Raw genomic sequence first — 19,710 nt, forward strand, 5'->3', positions numbered from 1 at the left:
GCCCTGCCCTACGACCCGTCAGTCTTCGCTCTTCCGGCCCAAGGTCGCCCCGGACCGGCGGGGCGCGCCGGGCGCACCTGGCTCCGCGACCGGCCTCGCCGGTGAGCGCAGCGCCACGCCCGAGGAGAGCAGCAACAGCACGCCCAGCATCACGAACGGCGCCGCCACGCCTGCCACGCCCGCGACCAGGCCCGCGGTGGCGGGGGCGGCGACCTGGCCCAGGCGGTTGCCGGTCAGACGCAGCGCGAGGGCCGTGGAGCGGGCACCGTCGGGGGCCGCCTGGACGACCGTCGTCATGGAGAGCGGCTGTCCGACACCGAGGCAGAAGCCGAGTGCCGCGAGCATCAGGGCCAGCGCCCACACCGGCACGGGCAGGGCGATCCCCGCGCACAGCACGGCCGCCAGCAGGCAGGTGACGGTGAGCAGGAGCGAGCGGCCCAGCAGTCGCAGCAGCGGGGACAGCACCAGGCGGCAGGCGATCGTGGCCGCCGCGCGGAGGCTGAGCAGCAGACCGATGACGGAGGGCGCGATGCCGCGGTGTTCGCCGACCACCGGGAGGTAGGCGGTGAGGATGTCGGTCGCGGACAGCACGGCGAGGCTGACGAAGATGCCGGCGGGCACGCCCCGGGCCCGGAGGATGCGCTGGACGGGGACGCGATCACTGTGTCCCGCATGGGACTTGGCCGCCGTATCGCGCTGTTCTGTGCGCCACAACGAGGTGAGCGCGACCGCGCCGCCCGCCCCCGCCACGATCAGCGCCAGGGCGCTCGTGCCCGCCATGTCCGGGCCGCCGATCAGCGCGCCCGCCGCGACGGGGCCGACCAGTTGGCCGAGGGAGGCGCCGATGGTGAAGTGGCCGAAGTTGCGGTCCTGTTCGTGCGGGGCGGACTGGCGGGCGACGAGGGACTGGGCGCCGATCACGAAGCAGAGATGGCCCAGGCCCATCACTCCGCTCCAGACGGCCATCGCCCAGAGGGAGTCCGCGATGCCGCTCAGCGCACAGCCGCCGGATATCAGGACCACGCCGACCGGCAGCAGGGGCGCGCACCGGCCGTGGTCGGTACGGCGCCCCAGGGGGACCGCGGCGAACAGCGGGAGCAGGGCGTAGACCCCCGCGATCACACCGATCGCCCGCTCGTCGGCGCCCAGCGCCAGCGCCCGGTAGGAGACGGCGGGCCGGGCCATCGACACCGCCCCCTGCGCGAAGCTGAAGGCGATGACGAGGCGGAGCAGCCAGCCGCGGTTCCCACCGGGCGCCATGTTCACGTCCTCCGTTTCAAGTCCCCTGTGCCGGGGCCCCTGTTGCATGTCCTCGGGTCCAAGTCCCCCGTGGACCCGGTCAGATGATGCCGAACACGATCCCCGCCGCCAGGATGAGCAGGCAGGTCAGCGCCGCCCACTTCACCACGAACTTGGTGTGGTCGCCGAACTCGACCTTCGCCATGCCGACGAGGACGTAGACGGCCGGGACGAGCGGGCTCGACATGTGCAGCGGCTGGCCGACGAGGGAGGCGCGGGCCATCTCCAGCGGCGAGACCCCGTGCGCGGCACCGGCCTCGGCGAGGACCGGGAGGACACCGAAGTAGAAGCCGTCGTTCGACATGAAGTAGGTGAGCGGGAGGCTCAGCAGACCGGTGACGAGGGCCATGTGCGGGCCCATGCCCTCGGGGATGACGTCGACCATCCAGCGGGCCATGTGGTCGACCATGCCGGTGCCCTGCAGGACGCCCGTGAAGACGGCGGCGGCGAAGACCATGCCGGAGACGTTCAGGACGTTGTCGGCGTGGGCGGCGAGCCGGGCCTTCTGGTCGGGGATGTGCGGGAAGTTCACGGTGAGCACGAGCGCGGCGCCGAGGATGAACAGCACCGGGATCGGCAGCCACTCCATGATCATGGAGGTGAGCAGGGTGACGGTGACCAGCGCGTTGAACCAGTAGAGCTTGGGACGCAGGGTGGCGCGGTTCGGGTCGAGGACCGTGAAGCGCTCCTCGTCGTCGTCATCCTCGGCGTCGGTGCCGGAGCCGGAGCCGCCGGAGGTCGCGGCAGCCTTGGCGTCACCGGAGCCCGAACCGGAACCGGCACCCACGAGAACCGTCTCGGACTCCTTCTCCTCGGCCTTCTCCTCCACCAGGATCTCGCCCAGCGTCAGCACACCCAGCCGCTTGCGCTCACGCAGACCCAGGAAGTACGAGAGGACGAAGACACCCAGCAGGCCGACGAGCAGGGCCGGGATCATCGGGACGAAGATATCGCTGGCGTCGAGCTTCAGCGCGGTGGCGGCGCGGGCGGTCGGGCCGCCCCACGGCAGGGTGTTCATGACACCGTTGGCCATGGCGGCCACACCGGTCATCACGACCAGGCTCATCTTGAGGCGCTTGTACAGCGGGTACATCGCCGAGACCGTGATCATGAAGGTGGTCGAGCCGTCGCCGTCGAGCGAGACGATCGCGGCGAGGATCGCCGTACCGACCACGATCCGCATCGGGTCGGCCTTGGCGAACTTCAGGATCCCCCGGACGATCGGGTCGAAGAGACCGACATCGATCATCACACCGAAGTAGACGATCGCGAACATGAGCATCGCCGCGGTGGGGGCGAGGCTGGTGACGCCGTCGATGACGTAGTCACCGAGGTGAGCGCCCTTCCCTACGAAGACGCAGAACAGTGCCGGGATCAGCACGAGCGCCGCGATCGGCGACATCTTCTTCATCATGATCAGGACCAGGAAGGTCGCGATCATGGCGAAGCCGAGGATGGTCAGCATGAGTGGATACCTAACGTTCGCCCTTGAACTCCCACCGGAGTCGGCAGTGCGTTGACGTTAGGACTCGTCAAGCGGCGTTAACAAGACGTTGACATGCGAGCAATAAGCGCAAAACTGCTGGTCACAGCTTTGCGCTGCTCACAGGGCCGTGACGGTGGCTGTTTTCGGCTGGAGGTCCGGGGGCCGCGCGGCGGTAGCCGCATATCGACTCAGCCCCCGGGAAAAAGCAGCACGGGTACGCCGTTGAGGACGGCGTTGCCCGAGAGGGGGTCGAGCAGGCTGCCGTCGAGGAGCTGGTTGACGTTGACGCCGGGCTCCTTCAGGGCGTGGTTGAGCCGGGTGCCGGGCCGGTCGTGCCCCCAGCCGTGCGGCAGGCTCACCACGCCGGGGCGCACGACGTCGGTGACCTCGGCCGGGGCGATCACCTCTCCCCCGGCCCCCTTCACGCGTACGGCCGCCCCGTCCGTCACACCGAGCCGCTCGGCGTCCTCGGGGTGGATGTGCAGGGTGCAGCGGTTGGTGCCACCGGTGAGGGCGGGGACGTTGTGCATCCAGCTGTTGTTGGAGCGCAGATGACGGCGTCCGACGAGGACGAGCCCCTCGGGACGCTCGGCCAGGGCCCGCCGCAGCCGCGGCAGATCGTCGACGATCGGCTGTGCGAGCAGCTCGACCCTGCCGCTGCGCGTCTTCAGCGGCTGCGGCAGCCGCGACGCGAGCGGTCCGAGGTCGATGCCGTGCGGTTGCGCCAGCAGCCGCTCCAGGGTCAGTCCGTCCGGTCGTACGCCGAACCCGTCGCCGTAGGGGCCGAGGCGCAGCATCATGTCGAGCCGTCGCTCGGGGCCGCTGACTCCGGTGAGCCGGGCGGCGAGCTCCTTCGGGTCGCGGCCGTGCACCGGGGAGTGCGACTCCTTGACCGCCTTGCCGAGGGTCTGCCCGATGACCAGGTCGTCGACGGCCGACGGGTCGGCGCCGTGCATACCGGTCGCGGCGAGGACCAGCCGGGCCAGGATCTCGGTCTCGGCCATCCGGCCGGGCTCCAGGGGGACCGCGGGGCGGTTGTAGCGGACCTGGTTGCGGACGGCGAGGGTGTTGAAGGCGAAGTCGTGGTGCGGGCTCTGGGAGGGCGGGGGCGGCGGCAGCACGACGTCGGCGTGGCGCGAGGTCTCGTTGAGATAGGGGTCGACGCTGACCATGAAGTCGAGCGAGTCGAGCGCCTTGTCGAGCCGGTCGCCGTCGGGCACGGACAGCACGGGGTTGGCGGCGACGGCGATGAGCGCCCGGATCGGCTCGCCCTCGGGGGTCGCGGTGTCGATCTCCTCGGCGAGCGCGGAGATCGGCAGCTCGCCCTTCGCCTCGGGGTGCCGGCTCACCCGGGAGTGCCAGCGGCCGAGCGCGAAGCCGTGGCTCGGTCCGGCGGGCCGGGGCGTCCGGTCGGTGGCCGCCTGCGGGAAGAGCGCGCCGCCGGGGCGGTCGAGGTTGCCGGTGAGGATGTTCAGTACGTCGACCAGCCAGCTGGCGAGGGTGCCGTGCGGGACGGTGCAGCTGCCGATGCGGGCGTAGACGGCGGCGGTGGGGGCGGCGGCGAGTTCGCGGGCCAGGGTGCGGATGGTGCCGGCGTCGATGTCACAGGCTCCGGCGACGGCCTCGGGGGTGAAGTCCCGGAGTTCCGTGGGGAGTTCGTCGAGCCCGAGCAGGTGCGGGGTCAACTCCCCGGTGTCCACGAGGCCTTCCTCGAACAGCACATGGGCCATCGCCGCCAGCAGCAGTGCGTCCGTACCGGGGCGGATCGCGAGGTGGCGGTCGGCGAGCTTGGCGGTGCGGGTGCGGCGGGGGTCGATGACGGTGAGGGTGCCACCGCGGGCCCTGAGCGCCTTGAGCTTGCCCGGGAAGTCGGGGGCGGTGCACAGACTGCCGTTGGACTCCAGGGGGTTGGCGCCGATCAGCAGCAGATGGTCGGTGTGGTCCAGGTCCGGCACGGGGATCGCGTTGGCGTCCCCGAAGAGCAGCCCGCTGGAGACGTGCTTGGGCATCTGGTCGACCGTGGAGGCGGTGAAGACACTGCGGGTGCCGAGGCCGGCAAGCAGGACCGGCGGGTAGAGGGCGCCGGCCATGGTGTGGACGTTGGGGTTGCCGAGGACGGCGCCCACCGCGTTCGGCCCGTACCGCTCGACGACCGGCCGGATCCCCGCGGCCACCGCGTCGAACGCCTCCTCCCAGGTGGCCTCGCGCAGCTCTCCGTCCTTGCGCACGAGCGGGGTGCGCAGCCGGTCGGGGTCACCGTCGATGGCACCGAAGGACGCGCCCTTGGGGCAGATGAACCCCTTGCTGAAGACATCGTCCCGGTCACCGCGGGCGCCGGTGACCCGGGCCCCCTCGATGGTGAGCGTCAGGCCGCAGGTGGCCTCGCAGAGTGGGCAGATGCGTAGGGCGGTGCGGGACACGGGTCCTCCTGGGGGCGACGGTGCCTGTTCCAGCGAGGATACCGACCGGTAGGCATGGAGGGGAGGGGGTGCGGGGGTGAGGTCGCGAAACGGCGAGGTGTCGTGCGGCGGCGGGTCAGCCGAAGCGGATCACGCCGTTGCGGGTGCTGTTCAGTCCAGCACCCGCGCCAGATACGCCCGCAACATCTCCCGCGCCTCCTCGATGACCCGCTCATCCCCCTCCGGAGCCACCCGGAAGGCCAGGTGCACCAGGGTGTCGGCCGTCTCCACGGCGATCAGGAAGGTGCGCCGCAGGTCCTCGTCCGGCTCGCGGTCGAGGTATCCGGAGAGGAGGTCGGCGAGGCGGTCGGCGACGCGGTGGTTCGGTTCGGCGTGGCGTGCGCCGACCGGGATCTGGTTGCCGAAGTCGACGAGGGAGAAGCCTGGGGCGGTGCGTTTCATGGCGAGGTACTCGTCGAGGACGGCGTCCATCGCGTCCCGCCAGCCCCCGCCCGTGGCGTCTTCGAGGCGCTCGGTGACGCGGACGGTGAACCGTTCGAGGTTGCGCTGGGCGAGGGCGTCGGCCATCTGCCGCTTGTTGCCGAAGAAGCGGTAGACGGAGCCGATGGGGACGCCTGCGCGCTGGGCGACGGCCCGGGTGCTCAGGTCGTCGTAGCCGACCTCGTCGAGCAGGTCGGCGCAGGCGTCGAGGATTCTGGTCAGCCGTTCGGCACTGCGCCGCTGCACGGGCGCTCGGCGTAGCGATGTCGCGTGGGGCACGGACTTCATGATGCCTTTCCGCCGCGGTCCGGTGAACCTCGCCCCCCTGTACGAAGATGGTTGGCCGGTGCACTCAGTGCGGACGGTCCTGCGGTGGCCTCGGCACCCGACGCCGTGATGTCGGCCGCGCTCTCGACGGGGTCGCCGTCGACGACCCATACGGTGCCGTCGTCGGCGTAGAGCCGTGCGGTGACGGTGTGCGTGCCGCGCGGGACGAGGTCGCCGGGGATGTGGCACTCGGGGGTGCGCAGCCGGGAGACGAGGGTGCCGTCCACGAAGAGGTACACCAGGCCGCGGCCCTTGACCGCCTTCGGTTTCGTGCCGGACGGGGAGAAGCGGAAGTTCTGCACGGTCAGGCGCACGTCCCAGCTGTCGTCGCTGTCCGGCTGCACCTCGATGTCCACCTCGGGCGCGTTCCGGTCGTCCACCTCGCGGTAGTGGCGCCCGTCCTCGTCGGTGTCGTCGAGCACCTTGCCCACCGGTGACGGCGACACCGCGCTGTTCTCCTGCTCCCGCGCATGATCGGAACCGCAGCTCGCGGTTCCGGCCCACAGGAGGACACAGACCGCGAGCGCGGCCGGCAGCGTCCGCGTCCACGACATGCCCGGGAGACTAGAACAACGTTCCGAAAGCCGAATCCCCCTGGAGTCTGGTTCTCCTCCTCCCTGATGAGGAGGCGCGCCCGCCGAAAGCACCCCCCGCGGTCCCCTTGCGCCCGCGAAACCGCAATCCTACGGTGGTACATAGGAATCAGAGTCGCAAGGGAGCGATCATGAGCGGGGAAGCGCGGAAGACCGCGGAAGGGCTGACCTACCTCTCCGGTTTCGGCAACGAGCACAGCTCGGAGGCCGTCCCCGGAGCACTGCCCGAGGGTCGCAACGCACCACAGCGCGCACCCCTCGGCCTCTACGCGGAGCAGCTCAGCGGCACGGCGTTCACCGAGCCCCGGGCCCACAACCGCCGCTCCTGGCTGTACCGGATCCGCCCCTCGGCCGCGCACCCGGCGTTCACCCACACCCACCATGGCTGGATCCGCTCGGCCCCCTTCACCGAGTCCGTGCCCGACCCGAACCGACTGCGCTGGAACCCCCTGCCGGAGCCGAGGGAGGGGACCGACTTCCTGGCCGGCCTGTGGACCCTGGGCGGCAACGGCGACACGACCCAGCGCACCGGCATGGCCGTGCACGTCTACCACGCCACCGACTCCATGGACCGCGTCTTCAGCGACGCCGACGGCGAGCTGCTGATCGTCCCCGAACAGGGCGGCCTGCTGCTGCGCACGGAGTTCGGCCTGCTGCACGCCGAGCCCGGCCATGTGGCCCTGATCCCGCGGGGGGTCCGCTTCCGCGTGGAGCTCCTCGACCCCTCCGCCCGCGGCTACGTCTGCGAGAACTACGGCGCCCCCTTCCAGCTCCCCGACCTCGGTCCGATCGGCGCCAACGGCCTCGCCAACGTCCGTGACTTCAAAGCCCCCGTGGCCGCCTACGAGGACGTCGACGGCCCGGTCGAGGTGGTCAACAAGTTCTGCGGCAACCTCTGGACAGCCGTCTACGACCACTCCCCGCTCGACGTGGTCGCCTGGCACGGCAACCACGTGCCGTACGTCTACGACCTGCGCCGCTTCAACGTCATCGGGTCGATCTCCTACGACCATCCCGACCCGTCGATCTTCACGGTGCTGACGTCCCCGTCGGACACCCCGGGGCTGGCCGGCGTGGACTTCGTCGTCTTCGCGCCGCGCTGGCTGGTCGGCGAGGACACGTTCCGGCCGCCGTACTTCCACCGGAACGTGATGAGCGAGTACATGGGTCTGATCGAAGGCGCCTACGACGCGAAAGCCGAGGGCTTCGTGCCCGGTGGCGGCTCGCTGCACAACATGATGTCGGCGCACGGTCCGGACCGGGAGACGTTCGACCGGGCGAGCGCCGCGGACCTCAAGCCCCAGAAGGTCGACGACGGGCTCGCGTTCATGTTCGAGACGCGCTGGCCGGTGACGCTGACCGCGCACGCGGCCCAGGCGGATCATCTGCAACGGCACTACGACGACGTGTGGCAGGGGCTGGAACGCCACTTCCGCCCGTTGCACTGATCGTCGGCGACCGGTACGGATAGCCCCGTGACCTCCTTCGCCCCGGACTCGATCGTCCTGAACCGCAAGCTGCCGCTCTGGTACCAGGTCTCGCAGTCACTGCGCGCCTCGATACTCGGCCGCTCGCCCCAGGATCCGCTGCGGCTGCCCACCGAGGAGCAGCTGGCGGGCCATTACGGGGTGAGCGTGCTGACCATGCGGCAGGCGCTGAAGGAGCTGGAGGACGAGGGGCTGATCACCCGCCATCGCCGGCGCGGCACGTTCATCGAGCCGGACGCGCTGCGCGGCGCCCCGGTCCGGCTGCTCGGCTCGGTGGACGCGATCGTGGCCCAGCAGTCGGGCATGGCCACAGAACTGCTCGACCACGGCAAGGGTCCCGTTCCGGCCGAACTCGCCGAGTACTTCCCGGACCTGGACGAGGTGGCGACGTACCACCGCCTGCGCGGCGACGAGAAGACGGGCGAGCCGACCAACCACGCCCGCAACTGGATCCGCCCCGAACTCGGCGCGTGCATCGACCTGGACGACCTGGTCCGCTGGCCGATGACCAAGGTGCTGCGGGATGTCGTCGGGGCGGACATCAGCCGTATCACGGACACGGTGGAGGCACGCCTCGCGGACCCGGAGACGGCTCGGCTGCTCCAAGTGCCGCTGCTGAGCCCGATCCTGCACTACACGGGCGTCACGTACGACGGGGAGGGACGGGTGCTGGACGTGGCGGTGATCCACTACCGGGGCGACCGCTTCTCCTTCACGGTGACCCTGGAAGCCAACTGACCCGTGTGACCCCCACTGCCTGCCGGTCGAACGTCGTACGATGCCCAGCGTGACGCACGACGACGCTCCGCTGCTCGCGGACCTCATGCCGTGGTCCGTCGCACCGCCGCGGCTCGGCCGGGGGTGGCCGACGGGACCCGACCCGGCGTCCCTGAAAGCCCGCTGGGACGCCCTGCTGAAGGCCGAGGGCCCGGATCGGGAGGCCCTGTTCGAGCCGACACGCTCGCGCACCCTGCGTTCCGCGGTGGGGCAGCTGCCGGGGCAGACGGGCGGCACGGAGAAGCTCGCCCGCGCGGCCGGGCCCTGCGCCGAGCCGGTGCGCGTCCTGCACGCCCCCTTCGACGAACACTGGCTGATCCCCGACCACCGGCTGATCGACACGGCCCGGCCGGAGTTGTGGCGGGTGGCGGACGAGCACCAGGTCTTCGCCGCGGAGACGGGCGGCGGCCCCGGCCCGGTGCTGATCGCCACGCCCCTGCTCCCGCTGCTCCGCCCCGGCCGCGTCCGCCCCCTGTACCGACGGCCGGACGGGGTGGAACCCAACCTGGCACCGGGCCTGCCGGAGTATCTGGGCGAGCGGCTCGGCCGCTCCGTGACGCCGTCGGACGTCCTCGCCTGGACCCTGACGACCGTACGCCCGGACCTCGCCGTCCCCCTCACCGACGACCCCGAACTCTGGTCCCGGGGCACCGGACTGGGCCACCGCCTCCTGTGGCTCATGCGCCGCGACGGCGACCGCCCCAAGCTCCCCGGCGGCCGCCGCCCCTACGTCCGCGCCCCGCTGCCGACCCGCCCCCTCGGCCTCCACTACGACCGCGACGAGGAGACCCTCCACCTCGACGAGGGCCGCATCTCCCCCGTTCCCCCGGAGGCCTGGGACTTCGAGGTCAACGGCGTACGCGTCCTGGAGGAGTGGTTCACGGCGAGGACGGCGGAGCCGGAGCCGGGCACCCTGTCGGCCATCCGCCCGGCGACCTGGCCGCAGACCTGGACGTCGGAGCTGCTGGAACTGATCACGATCCTGGCGCTGACCGCGGAAGTGACGCAGCAGCAGGCCGAGTTGACGGTGCCGGCACGGATCACGGCGACGGACCTGCGCAGGGCGGGCGTGTTCCCGGTCCCGGAGGCGGCGCGCAGGCCCGCCTCGGTGCTGGACCACCACGAAGAGGGCCCAGAAGGCCAATTGGGCTTGCTCTAGGCACCCTGGGGGCACGGGGATTCACCCCCGCGGCGCGAACGAATCCAGCAACCGCCCGATCATCCGATCGAACGTCCCCTCCGGATCGTCCGGCGGCGCCATCCCCTGCGCGAACAACGCCGCCAGGTGCGGATACTCCCCCGTCCCGACCCGCCCCATCAGGTACGCCCCCCGCACCGCCTGCTCCTGCTCCGCCGACCAGGGCACGGACCGCGACCGCTCGGCGATCGCCTGCTCGTTGGCGACAAAGGTCATCACCGACCCGTTCACCATCCCGAACAGCTCCAGCTTGGTGCCGGCCGGCACGTCGAGGCCCTCCAGACAGGCGAGCACGCGGTCGAGAACGTGTAGCGCGTTCGGGCTGACGGCGTACGCCGTCGACATCACTCGCACCACCCAGGGATGGCGCCGCATGATGCCGAGCGCCTGCCGGGCGAAGTCCGTCATGTCCGCCCGCCAGTCCCCGCGGCCCTCGGCGGAGAACTCGTACTCGCCGCTGATCAGATCGACCATCAGCTCGTACAGGTCCTCCTTGCGCGGCACGTAGTTGTAGAGCGACATCGTGCCGCAGCCGATCTCGGCCGCCACCCTCCGCATCGACACCGCCTCCAGCCCGTCCGCGTCGGCGATACGGACCGCCGCCGCGGCGATGTCCGCACGGCTGTACGCCGGTTTCGGGCCTCGGCCCGTGCGCTCGGGGCGCGCCCAGATCACTTCGGGTTCGGCCGCTCGGCCCGCCATTGATCATCACCTCGCCACCATCTTAGTTACGTACAGCGTACGTAGTGAGGTACCGTGGCCGCATGACTTCTACGTACGCTGTACTTAGTGAGGGTCTGGAACGTCGCTTCCGCGATGTCCACGCGCTGCGCGGACTCGATCTCGCGGTCGAGGAGGGCACGGTCTGCGGGCTGCTCGGGCCGAACGGCGCGGGCAAGACGACCGCGGTGCGGGTGCTGACCACCCTGCTGAGGCCGGACGCGGGGACGGCGCGGGTCGCCGGGTACGACGTGGTGCGCGAGGCCGCGCAGGTCCGCCGCCGGATCGCGGTCACGGGGCAGTACGCCTCGGTGGACGGCGACCTCACCGGCGCCGAGAACCTGCGCCTGTTCGCGCGACTGCTGCGCGCCCCGCGGACCCGCGCCGCCGAGCTGCTGGAGCGGTTCGGACTGAGCGACGCCGCCGACCGGCCAGCGCGCACCTACTCGGGCGGCATGCGCCGCCGCCTCGACCTCGCCGCGAGCCTCATCAGCCGGCCCGCCGTGCTGTTCCTGGACGAGCCGACGACCGGGCTCGATCCGCACAGCAGGAACGAGATCTGGGACGCCGTACGGGAGTTGGTGGGCGAGGGGACCACCGTGCTGCTGACCACGCAGTACCTGGAGGAGGCCGACCGGCTGGCCGACCGTGTCGTGCTGATCGACGAGGGGAGGGTCGCGCACCAGGGCACTCCCGCCGAACTGAAGTCCCAGACAGGGCGGTACGCCGAGGTGGTGGTCGCCGAGGACGGCGGCACCCCCGCACTGCACGCGGCCGCCGTGGTCCTCGACCAGCTGACCGGCGCCCGTCCGGTGCTCGACGCCGAGCGGCGCACCGCGGGCGCGGTCGTCCTCGACCCCGGCCTCACCCTCCCCCGCATCGTCCGCGAACTCGACGCCGGCCGGGTGCCGGTCGTCGACGCGAGTCTGCGCCCGCCCACCCTCGACGAGGTGTTCCTGCGCCTCACCGCACGAGAGGAGGTCGCCGCATGAGCGCGGTGATCCACGACGGTACGGCGGTGCTGGGCCGCCATCTCCAGAAGGTCCGGCACGCTCCCGCGATCACGGTCATGACGCAGACGATGCCGATCGTCTTCCTGCTGTTCTTCGGTTACGTCTTCGGCAGCGCCCTGGCCATGCCGGGCGAGGTGTACCGCGCGTTCCTGGTACCGGGGATGCTGGTGGCGACGGTCGCGAACGGGATCATGACCGGGATGTTCACCGCCGCCGCGGACTCCCACCGCGGGGTGATGGACCGCTTCCGCACGCTGCCGATGAGCCGCTCGGCGGTCCCCGCGGGCCAGGCGGTCGCCGATCTGCTGGTGACGGCGGCCGGGCTGGTTCCGCTGCTTCTCGTGGGGCTCGCGATGGGCTGGCGGGTCGAGGGCGGGTGGCTCGCGGGGGCGGGCGCGTTCGGCCTGCTGCTGCTCTTCCGGCTGGCCGCCACCTGGGTGGGCATCCTGCTGGGGCTCGCCTCACGCAGCGAGGAGGCGGCCGGGCAGCTGGGCGGCGCGACCTTCATGCTGCCGCTGCTGTCCAACGCGTACATCCCCGTCGACGGCATGCCGGGCTGGCTGCGCACACTCGCCGAGTGGAACCCGATCAGCGCGGTCACCACGGCCGTACGGGATCTCTTCGGCAACGCGCCGGTTCCGGAGGGGGCTGCCTGGCCGGTGGCACATCCGGTCGCCGGGTCGCTCGCGTGGTGTGCGGTACTGATCGCCGTGTGCGCGCCGCTCGCCGTGCGTCGGTATGCGCGAGGGGAGCATTGAAACAGGGAAGCGCGGAACTGCTGTTCGCCGGAGGCGACTTCGGAGCGTTCGCGACCCAACTGACGGGCCCTGCCGGTGAATTCGAGCTAGGTGGGGTGGGTGGTACCCGCGCCCGGTGGACGTACCTGGCGCTGCCGCATGCCGTGGGGATGACGGAAGACGGGTTCGCGGCAGGGCGCCGGGCGGTAGGGCCGGCCGGGCGCGGGTCAAAAACGCCTGAGCGTGCGGGCTACCGCCCGCCGAACAGCGACCGGCGCAGTCGACGCAGCGGAGCGAAGAGCGAGACGCGACGGACGCGCGCACCCCTGTCGCTGCGATTCTGCGCGGGTTCACGGGCGGTCAGCTCACGCATCAGCGAAGTCGCCTCAGCCGCCTCACGCTGGGGGACGACAGGACCGCCCAGCACCGAGAGATGGCGGTCGAGGCGCGAACTGGTCGCGCTGCTCCCGCAGGTGATCGCAGGGACCCTCGCCCTGCTGCGCACTGTTATCTGTTCCATGTCACTCCCCACCCGTACGAGTCCACCCGGCCCGGGCAGGGTAACCCTATCGCCCCCTGGGGGCACTCGTGTATCGCGGTCACAGGATTCACCTTCCCCGTAAGGGTGTTGACGACCCCTCCGCGGTTACTCTCCGAATCCAACCGATTTCAGGGCGAGTTGGACAACTGGCTGGGTAGTGGGCTGCACCGATCCGCCGTCGGGCTCGACGGTTACAGCCAGTGACGTGGCGGCCTTGTCGAGACCGGACGTGACCAGGGGCGTGTCGGCGTCGAAGAGCCCGAGGGAGCGCGGTTGCGCGCCGGGGCGCATGAGCCACAACTGGTTCACGCGGTCGGTCGGGATGTCGTCGTATCCGCTGAGGGTGACGACCGCCCTGCCCTCCGATGCGGACGCGACAACTCCGATACTGCGGCCCTGCGCGTCCTTGCCGGTGCTCGCCCGGGCGTCGGGAGCTGCGAGAACGTGGGCGATCTCACTCGCCCGGACCCGCTCGGCGTTCAGCTGGTCCTGGGTGTCATTCGCCTGTACGGCGAACAGGGAGGCGACCACGAGGGCCGCGGCGGCCGTGGCGGTGGCGAACGGGACGAAGAGGGGGCGGCGCTCCCGGGGCGCACGGGTGCGCGACGGGGGTGCCTGTGTGCCCCAGACGTGCGGCGGCAGCTGTGGCTCTCCCCCACTGCCGAAAGCGTGGGAGGGGCCCCCAGCACGCAGCGGTTGCGCGCGCACCGGTTCCTGCGCGGTGGTGCGTACGGCGGCCAGGACCCGGTCGCGCATCGCGGCCGGCGCCGGGGCGGCCGTCGACCAGGCGAGGCGCACGGCGTCCTCGGTCAGGGCACGGACCTCGGCGGCGCAGACCGGACAGTTCTTCAAGTGCTTCTCGAAGCGGGCCCGCTCGGCGGGCTCCAGGGCGTCGAGCGCGTAGGGCGCGGCCAGGGAGTGCGGGTTGTCGCGGCGGAGCAGTTTGTCGAGGAGGCTCACGCCACACCTCCCATGCACTCGCGCATCCGGGTGAGTCCGTCGCGCATACGGGTCTTGACGGTGCCCAGCGGCAGAGAGAGCCGCTCGGCCACTTCACGGTAGGTGTAGCCGTCGTAGTAGGCGAGGGTGACGGACTGGCGCTGGAGCTCGGTGAGCCGTTCCAGACAGCGGCGCACCCACTCGCGTTCGAGTCCGGCCTCGACCTCCTCGGTGACATGGTCGAAGGCGGGGCCGTTCGCCCGCCGGGCCACCCGCAGCTCGCGCTCACCGGCCGCGCGGGCGCTGCGCACCCGGTCGACGGCCCGGCGGTGGGCGAGGGTGAGGACCCAGGACAGGGCGCTGCCCCGGCCGGGGTCGAACCGCGCGGCGGACCGCCAGAGTTCGAGCAGCACCTCCTGGGCCACCTCCTCCGACTGCGCGGGATCCCGCACCACCCGGCGCACCAGCCCGAACACCGGCCCGGAGACCAGTCCGTACAGCTCCTCGAATGCCTTCTGGTCCCCGCCCGCAACGAGCACCAGAAGCTCGTCCGCCTCCAAGTCCCCTCCCCCTCCCGCAAAACCGCATCTGGGCCGTCCGGCCCCCCGAGGTATTCGCAACGAACACACCTCCGGATGGGGTTACGGATCGACGGGCCGAAAACGCGGGTCCCCGTTCGATGAAACATGATCCCGAATCCGCCGTAAGAACGTTTGGGATTCGACCAATCCGCCCTGCCGACCGCTCCGAATCAGCGTTCGTCAGGCAAGTTGGGACTGAGGACGGACGGCATGACACCTATCTCCAGGAGCGGTGCGGGGCGCAGGAGCGTCGCGACCCTCATATGCGCTTCGCTGGCCGCCGGGGGGCTCACAGCCGCCGCTGTGGCCGCGCTGGAACCGGGGGCGGCCAGCGCCTCCAGTCACCGGGAAGCCCCGCTCATCTCCGGGGACCCGCAGTACGACAACACGGACGTGTACGCCTTCGTCAGCCCGGACAAGCCGGACACGACGACGCTCATCGCGAACTGGATCCCGTTCGAGGACCCGGCCGGCGGACCGAACTTCTTCACGTTCGCCGAGGACGCCCAGTACGACATCCACATCGACAACAACGGCGACGCGCAGGGCGAACTGCTCTTCCGCTACACCTTCAAGACGCATGTGAAGAACGACAAGACGTTCCTGTACAACACGGGCCCCGTCGAGTCCCTCGACGACCCCGACCTCAACGTCACGCAGACCTACGACATCGAACTCATCAAGCTGAAGAACCAGCATGAGGTGTCGAAGACCAAGGTCGCCGACGACGTGCCCGTGGCACCGTCGAACGTCGGCAAGGCGTCGATGCCGGACTACAACAAGCTGCGCAAGGAAGCCATCCACGAGCTGCCGGGCGGCTCGACGACCTTCGCCGGCCAGGCCGACGACCCGTTCTTCCTGGACCTGCGCGTCTTCGACCTGCTGTACGGCGGCAACCTCTCCGAGGTCGGCCGGGACACCCTCAAGGGCTACAACGTCAACTCGGTCGCCCTCCAGGTACCGACGGACATGATCACGGAGTCCAAGGACCAGCCGATCGTCGGCATCTGGTCGACGACCCAGCGCAAGAACGCGCAGGGGTACTACTCACAGGTCTCGCGCCTGGGCATGCCGCTGGTCAACGAGGTCGTCAACCCCATCAAGGACAAGGACAAGTTCAACGCGTCCGCGCCCTGGAACGACGGCGACTTCCTGCAGAACGTGACCAACCCGGAGCTGCCGAAGCTCATCGAGGCGATCTACAAGATCGACGCGCCCGACGAGCCGCGCAACGACCTCGTCGACGTCTTCCTGAAGGGCGTCGAGGGTCTCAACCAGCCGCCGCACGTGCGGGCGGCGGAGGAGCTGCGGCTCAACACGTCCATCAAGCCGACCCACGATCCCAAGCGGCTCGGTGTGCTGGACGGCGACAACGCGGGCTTCCCGAACGGGCGTCGGCTCTCCGACGACGTGCTCGACGCCGCGCTGCAGGTCGTCGAGGGTGAACTCCTCGGTGCCAAGAACGACTTGGGCGACGCGGTCGACAAGAACGACAAGAAGTTCAAGAAGTCCTTCCCGTACCTGGCCAACCCGACCGCGGGTTCCCGCGGGGCGCTGGCCAAGGGCACGAGCGGTGGGAACGACGTCCGTAACCAGCTGGGCGACGCGCTCCAGCCGGCCGGCTCCTCGACCGGGATGGACGACACCACTCTGGTCGCCGCGTCCGCCGGTGCCGGGGCCGCCGGTATCGCTCTGATCGGTGCGGGTCTCATGTGGTGGCGTCGGATGCGGACCCGGCCGTACTAGGCCGTATCCGAGCCGCGGGCCGGTGGGGTTGTCCGCGCCCCTGAAAGACGGGGCGTTGCCCCCACCGTCCGCTTCGACTGGCGCGGCCCGCTCGTACTCATCCCCCACGGCGCGGGCCGCGCCTGCACATCCAGCCAGAGCGATCCCTAGGAGAGGGCAATGGTCCCGGGTACGAACGACGACCAGACGACAGCCACCGGAGGCCGGCTGCGTGCCGTGCAGCTCGGCGGTTCTGCCGTTCTGCTGGCCGTTGCCCTCACCGCCGGTTCCATCGCCGTCGGTGCCCTGCGTGACGACGGCGGTACGACCGTCGCGGCCGCGCCGAGTGCCATGTCGCCGGCGGTGCTCTCCAGTGGGGACCTGGACGCGAGCATCTCCTCGCTGCAGGCCCATCTCCGTTCCCAGCCGAAGGACTTCGGCGGCTGGGCCACCCTCGGGCTCGCCTATGTCGAGCAGGCCCGCACCAAGGGCGACCCCTCCCGCTACCCGCAGGCCGACAAGGCCCTGAAGCGGTCGCTGGAACTGAAGGCCGACAACGAACAGGCCCTCGCCGGCCGAGCCGCCCTCGCGGCGGCCCGGCACGACTTCGAGGACGCCCTGAAGTACGCCGACCGCACGCTGAAGCAGAACCCCTACAACGAACGCGCCCTGTCCTCCCGTATCGACGCCCTCGTCGAGCTCGGCCGCTACGCCGACGCCGCGAAGGCCGCCGACACGGCGGACTCCCGGAAGCCGGGGATCCCGGTCTTCACGCGGTACGCGTACGTCCATGAGCTGCGCGGCGACGTGACCACGGCGAAGCGGGTGCTGAAGCAGGCCTTCGCGTCGGCCTCCACCCCCGGTGACGTGGCGTACGTCGCCACCCAGCTCGGCCAACTCGCCTGGAACCAGGGCGAGTACAAGGAAGCCCTCAACCACTACGCGCGGGCCCTGGCCGCCGACGAGGACTACCTCCCCGCCCTCGAGGGCCGCGCCCGTGCGCAGGCCGCGAGCGGCGACGAGAAGGAGGCGGTCCGAGGGCTCGAGAACGTCGTCGCCCACTATCCGCTGCCCGGCCCGCTCGTCGAGCTGGGCGAGCTGTACGCGGAGCGCGGAGACCAGGCCGCGGCCGATGACCAGTTCGCCCTGGTCGACGCCTGGACGGCGCTCGCCCGCGCCAACGGCGTCAACGCCGACCTGGACACCGCGCTCGCCGCCGCCGACCACGGCGACAAGAAGGCGGCGCTGCGCGCGGCCCGCGCCGAGTGGGACCGCCGGCACACCGTGCACACGGCGGACGCCCTGGCCTGGGCCCTGCACGTCAACGGCAAGGACGAGGAGGCCCTGCCGTACACCCGCCGGGCCACCGCGACCGGCTACCGCAACGCCTCGTTCCTCTATCACCGAGGTGTCGTCGAACGCGCCACGGGCCACGAGAAGGACGCCCGCACCCACCTGGCGGCGGCCCTGAAGCTGAACCCCGGCTTCTCGACCCTGGGTGCCGGCGAGGCCCGCAAGGCGCTCAAGGATCTGGAGGCGGCCAAGTGAGGTCCCGTTCTCTGTTCGCCTCCGGTGCGGCCGTGCTCACGGCCGCATGCGCGCTCGTACTCCTCCCCTCCGGAGTCGCGAGCGCGCACCCCCTCGGCAACTTCACCGTCAACCGCTACGACGGTCTCGTCGCCGCCCCGGGACAGCTGCGCGTCGACCACATCGAGGACCTCGCCGAGATCCCGGCGACCCAGGCGAAGCCGGACATCGAGAAGCTGGGCATGGCCGGCTGGGCCGCACAGCGGTGCGAGACGGCCGCACGGGACAGCGCGGTCACCGTCGCCGGCCGTACGGCCGCCCTGACGGTCCAGGACAGCAAGGCCCGTGTGCGGCCCGGTCAGGCGGGGCTCGACACCCTGCGGGTGGAGTGCGAGCTGACGGCACCGCTCCCCGAGGGCTCCACGGTCGCCCTCGGCTTCCGCAGCGCGGGCACGGACTCCGGGCCCGGCTGGCGGGAGATCACCGCGCGCGGCGACCGGATGACGCTCACGGCATCGGACGTACCGACGAAGTCGCTCTCCCGCGAACTGACCGAATACCCGCAGGAGCTGCTCTCCTCCCCCGCCGACACCACGACGGCGGACCTGCGCGTACGCCCCGGCGGCCCGGCCCTGTCCGAGGAGCGGACAAACGCCCCGGCGGCCTCCGTACTCCCCCGCGGCGCCGACCGCTGGACCCGGGCGCTGGACTCCCTGGTGGCCCGCCACGACCTCACCTTCGGATTCGCCGCGCTGGCCCTGTTCATCGCCATAGCCCTGGGCGCGCTGCACGCGCTCGCCCCCGGTCACGGCAAGACCCTCATGGCGGCGGTGGCGACGGCCCGGGGCGGCAAGGCCCGTCTCAAGGACGTCATGCCCCTGGCCGCGTCGGTCACGGTGACCCACACGCTCGGCGTGGTCGCCCTGGGCCTGCTGGTCACGGCGGGTTCGGGGGCGGCGCCCTCGGTGATCACCTGGCTGGGCATCGCGAGCGGGGTGCTGGTGACGGGGGCCGGGCTGACGCTCGTACGACGGGCTTGGCACCACCGCAGGCATGTGCAGGGCCATGGGCACACACACGGACGCTCCCATGACCATGGGCATGACCATGGGCATGACCATGGGCATGGTCATGGTCATGGGCATGGGCATGGGCATGGTCATGGGCACGACGGCGGGCACGGGCACGACGACGGCGGACATGGGCACGACGACGGCGGACATGGGCACGAGCACGAGCATGCGCACGAACCCGCCCCCGCCCCCGCGCGTCAACTGGCCCTGGTCGCCGCGCACAGCCACTCCGGCACCGGCCCTCACGGCCACACACACGACGACCCACACCACTCGCATGGCCATGGCCATGGCGACGACCACACTCACCCGCACCCCCATCCCCACACCCCTTCACACACCGTCGAGCACACCCACGGCGGCTTCACCCACACCCACTCCACCGCCCCCACCCTCCGCGGCACGATCCTCCTCGGCTTCGCCGGTGGCCTGGTCCCCAGCCCCTCCGCGGTCGTGGTCCTCGTCGGCGCCATGGCGCTCGGCCAGGCCTGGTTCGGCTTCCTCCTGGTCGTCGCGTACGGCGTCGGTCTCGCGCTCACTCTCACCGCGGCGGGGTTCGCCGTCGTGAAGCTGGGTACCGGGATGAATCGGCTGCTGGACCGGCGTCCCCGCTGGACCACGCATCCGGTGACGGCGCTCGTCCGCAGGTCCGCACCCCTGATGTCGGCGCTCCTCGTCGTGACGCTCGGGGCCGGATTGGTGCTCAAGGGGGCGGCATCCGCACTTGGCTGAGCTACTTTTGGGGAGAAATGACGCGAAGTCACGCGGAATTGCGAATGGGGGACGC

Annotated in this window: 17 protein-coding genes; 8 read left to right on the top strand and 9 right to left on the bottom strand. The window is 71.1% G+C overall.

Annotated features, from left to right (window positions below; genetic code table 11):
* Nucleotides 1–18 precede the first annotated feature (18 nt).
* The 5 genes from TN53_RS02730 to TN53_RS02750 all read right to left on the bottom strand — a co-directional run bounded on the left by TN53_RS02730 (nucleotide 19) and on the right by TN53_RS02750 (nucleotide 6,566).
* Entirely contained in the window at nucleotides 19–1,260 is a 1,242-nt protein-coding gene (locus TN53_RS02730) for an MFS transporter (protein ID WP_046256676.1), read from the bottom strand.
* Between the two features lie 79 nt (nucleotides 1,261–1,339).
* Complete coding sequence (locus TN53_RS02735) at nucleotides 1,340–2,764, bottom strand: CitMHS family transporter (RefSeq protein WP_046256677.1); 1,425 nt, start codon at nucleotides 2,762–2,764, stop codon at nucleotides 1,340–1,342.
* 209 nt (nucleotides 2,765–2,973) lie between these two features.
* Complete coding sequence (locus tag TN53_RS02740; protein ID WP_046256678.1) at nucleotides 2,974–5,205, bottom strand: molybdopterin oxidoreductase family protein; 2,232 nt, start codon at nucleotides 5,203–5,205, stop codon at nucleotides 2,974–2,976.
* A 150-nt stretch (nucleotides 5,206–5,355) separates the two neighbouring features.
* Entirely contained in the window at nucleotides 5,356–5,973 is a 618-nt protein-coding gene (locus tag TN53_RS02745; RefSeq protein WP_046256679.1) for a TetR/AcrR family transcriptional regulator, read from the bottom strand.
* On the bottom strand, nucleotides 5,970–6,566 hold the full coding sequence (locus TN53_RS02750; protein ID WP_046256680.1) for a hypothetical protein: 597 nt from the start codon (nucleotides 6,564–6,566) through the stop codon (nucleotides 5,970–5,972). Before TN53_RS02750 ends, TN53_RS02745 begins: the two co-directional genes overlap by 4 nt.
* 170 nt (nucleotides 6,567–6,736) lie before the next feature.
* Between TN53_RS02750 and hmgA the strand changes: the two genes are divergently transcribed.
* From hmgA to TN53_RS02765, 3 genes are read left to right on the top strand one after another with little or no spacing between them, the layout of a single operon-like run.
* Nucleotides 6,737–8,053, top strand: coding sequence for a homogentisate 1,2-dioxygenase (hmgA, locus tag TN53_RS02755; RefSeq protein ID WP_046256681.1), 1,317 nt, complete (start codon nucleotides 6,737–6,739; stop codon nucleotides 8,051–8,053).
* A 27-nt stretch (nucleotides 8,054–8,080) separates the two neighbouring features.
* On the top strand, nucleotides 8,081–8,830 hold the full coding sequence (locus TN53_RS02760; protein ID WP_046256682.1) for a GntR family transcriptional regulator: 750 nt from the start codon (nucleotides 8,081–8,083) through the stop codon (nucleotides 8,828–8,830).
* A gap of 40 nt (nucleotides 8,831–8,870) precedes the next feature.
* Entirely contained in the window at nucleotides 8,871–10,028 is a 1,158-nt protein-coding gene (locus TN53_RS02765; RefSeq protein ID WP_046256683.1) for a type ISP restriction/modification enzyme, read from the top strand.
* A 21-nt stretch (nucleotides 10,029–10,049) separates the two neighbouring features.
* Here TN53_RS02765 and TN53_RS02770 read toward each other — a convergent pair whose 3' ends face one another.
* Nucleotides 10,050–10,769: a TetR/AcrR family transcriptional regulator gene (locus tag TN53_RS02770; RefSeq protein WP_046256684.1), complete on the bottom strand. Its 720-nt coding sequence runs from the start codon at nucleotides 10,767–10,769 to the stop codon at nucleotides 10,050–10,052.
* Between the two features lie 62 nt (nucleotides 10,770–10,831).
* Here TN53_RS02770 and TN53_RS02775 point away from each other — a divergent pair, with 62 nt between their 5' ends.
* Nucleotides 10,832–11,779 carry a daunorubicin resistance protein DrrA family ABC transporter ATP-binding protein gene (locus TN53_RS02775; RefSeq protein ID WP_046256685.1) on the top strand — a complete coding sequence of 316 codons (948 nt, stop codon included), beginning with the start codon at nucleotides 10,832–10,834 and terminating at the stop codon, nucleotides 11,777–11,779.
* Entirely contained in the window at nucleotides 11,776–12,558 is a 783-nt protein-coding gene (locus tag TN53_RS02780; RefSeq protein WP_046256686.1) for an ABC transporter permease, read from the top strand. The genes TN53_RS02775 and TN53_RS02780 overlap by 4 nt, the downstream gene beginning before the upstream one ends.
* Nucleotides 12,559–12,787: 229 nt before the next feature.
* Here the strand turns inward: TN53_RS02780 and TN53_RS44630 are convergent, their stop codons facing one another.
* From TN53_RS44630 to TN53_RS02790, 3 genes are all read right to left on the bottom strand, one after another.
* On the bottom strand, nucleotides 12,788–13,057 hold the full coding sequence (locus TN53_RS44630) for a hypothetical protein (protein WP_095046249.1): 270 nt from the start codon (nucleotides 13,055–13,057) through the stop codon (nucleotides 12,788–12,790).
* Nucleotides 13,058–13,183: 126 nt separating this feature from the next.
* Nucleotides 13,184–14,038 carry an anti-sigma factor gene (locus TN53_RS02785; RefSeq protein WP_046256687.1) on the bottom strand — a complete coding sequence of 285 codons (855 nt, stop codon included), beginning with the start codon at nucleotides 14,036–14,038 and terminating at the stop codon, nucleotides 13,184–13,186.
* Nucleotides 14,035–14,577 (bottom strand): sigma-70 family RNA polymerase sigma factor, encoded by a 543-nt coding sequence (locus TN53_RS02790; RefSeq protein ID WP_046256688.1) that lies wholly within the window; start codon nucleotides 14,575–14,577, stop codon nucleotides 14,035–14,037. Before TN53_RS02790 ends, TN53_RS02785 begins: the two co-directional genes overlap by 4 nt.
* A 231-nt stretch (nucleotides 14,578–14,808) precedes the next feature.
* On the opposite strand from TN53_RS02790, the gene TN53_RS02795 reads away from it, so the two are divergent.
* The 3 genes from TN53_RS02795 (at nucleotide 14,809) to TN53_RS02805 (ending at nucleotide 19,655) form a co-directional block, all read left to right on the top strand.
* Nucleotides 14,809–16,344, top strand: coding sequence for a DUF4331 domain-containing protein (locus TN53_RS02795; RefSeq protein WP_095046250.1), 1,536 nt, complete (start codon nucleotides 14,809–14,811; stop codon nucleotides 16,342–16,344).
* Nucleotides 16,345–16,503: 159 nt separating this feature from the next.
* On the top strand, nucleotides 16,504–17,871 hold the full coding sequence (locus tag TN53_RS02800; protein ID WP_095046251.1) for a tetratricopeptide repeat protein: 1,368 nt from the start codon (nucleotides 16,504–16,506) through the stop codon (nucleotides 17,869–17,871).
* Nucleotides 17,868–19,655 (top strand): sulfite exporter TauE/SafE family protein, encoded by a 1,788-nt coding sequence (locus TN53_RS02805; protein WP_046256690.1) that lies wholly within the window; start codon nucleotides 17,868–17,870, stop codon nucleotides 19,653–19,655. The genes TN53_RS02800 and TN53_RS02805 overlap by 4 nt, the downstream gene beginning before the upstream one ends.
* Nucleotides 19,656–19,710: the final 55 nt, after the last annotated feature.

Source organism: Streptomyces sp. WM6386, assembly GCF_000972385.1.
Lineage (GTDB): Bacteria > Actinomycetota > Actinomycetes > Streptomycetales > Streptomycetaceae > Streptomyces.

Bases quoted from the DNA above. Each gene is read 5' to 3' on its own strand.
- TN53_RS02765 (WP_046256683.1), top strand. From the start codon at position 8,871: ATGCCCAGCGTGACGCACGACGACGCTCCGCTGCTCGCGGACCTCATG.
- hmgA (WP_046256681.1), top strand. From the start codon at position 6,737: ATGAGCGGGGAAGCGCGGAAGACCGCGGAAGGGCTGACCTACCTCTCC.
- TN53_RS02750 (WP_046256680.1), bottom strand. From the start codon at position 6,566: ATGTCGTGGACGCGGACGCTGCCGGCCGCGCTCGCGGTCTGTGTCCTC.
- TN53_RS44630 (WP_095046249.1), bottom strand. From the start codon at position 13,057: ATGGAACAGATAACAGTGCGCAGCAGGGCGAGGGTCCCTGCGATCACC.
- TN53_RS02745 (WP_046256679.1), bottom strand. From the start codon at position 5,973: ATGAAGTCCGTGCCCCACGCGACATCGCTACGCCGAGCGCCCGTGCAG.
- TN53_RS02735 (WP_046256677.1), bottom strand. From the start codon at position 2,764: ATGCTGACCATCCTCGGCTTCGCCATGATCGCGACCTTCCTGGTCCTG.
- TN53_RS02795 (WP_095046250.1), top strand. From the start codon at position 14,809: ATGACACCTATCTCCAGGAGCGGTGCGGGGCGCAGGAGCGTCGCGACC.
- TN53_RS02775 (WP_046256685.1), top strand. From the start codon at position 10,832: ATGACTTCTACGTACGCTGTACTTAGTGAGGGTCTGGAACGTCGCTTC.
- TN53_RS02800 (WP_095046251.1), top strand. From the start codon at position 16,504: ATGGTCCCGGGTACGAACGACGACCAGACGACAGCCACCGGAGGCCGG.
- TN53_RS02730 (WP_046256676.1), bottom strand. From the start codon at position 1,260: ATGGCGCCCGGTGGGAACCGCGGCTGGCTGCTCCGCCTCGTCATCGCC.
- TN53_RS02780 (WP_046256686.1), top strand. From the start codon at position 11,776: ATGAGCGCGGTGATCCACGACGGTACGGCGGTGCTGGGCCGCCATCTC.
- TN53_RS02770 (WP_046256684.1), bottom strand. From the start codon at position 10,769: ATGGCGGGCCGAGCGGCCGAACCCGAAGTGATCTGGGCGCGCCCCGAG.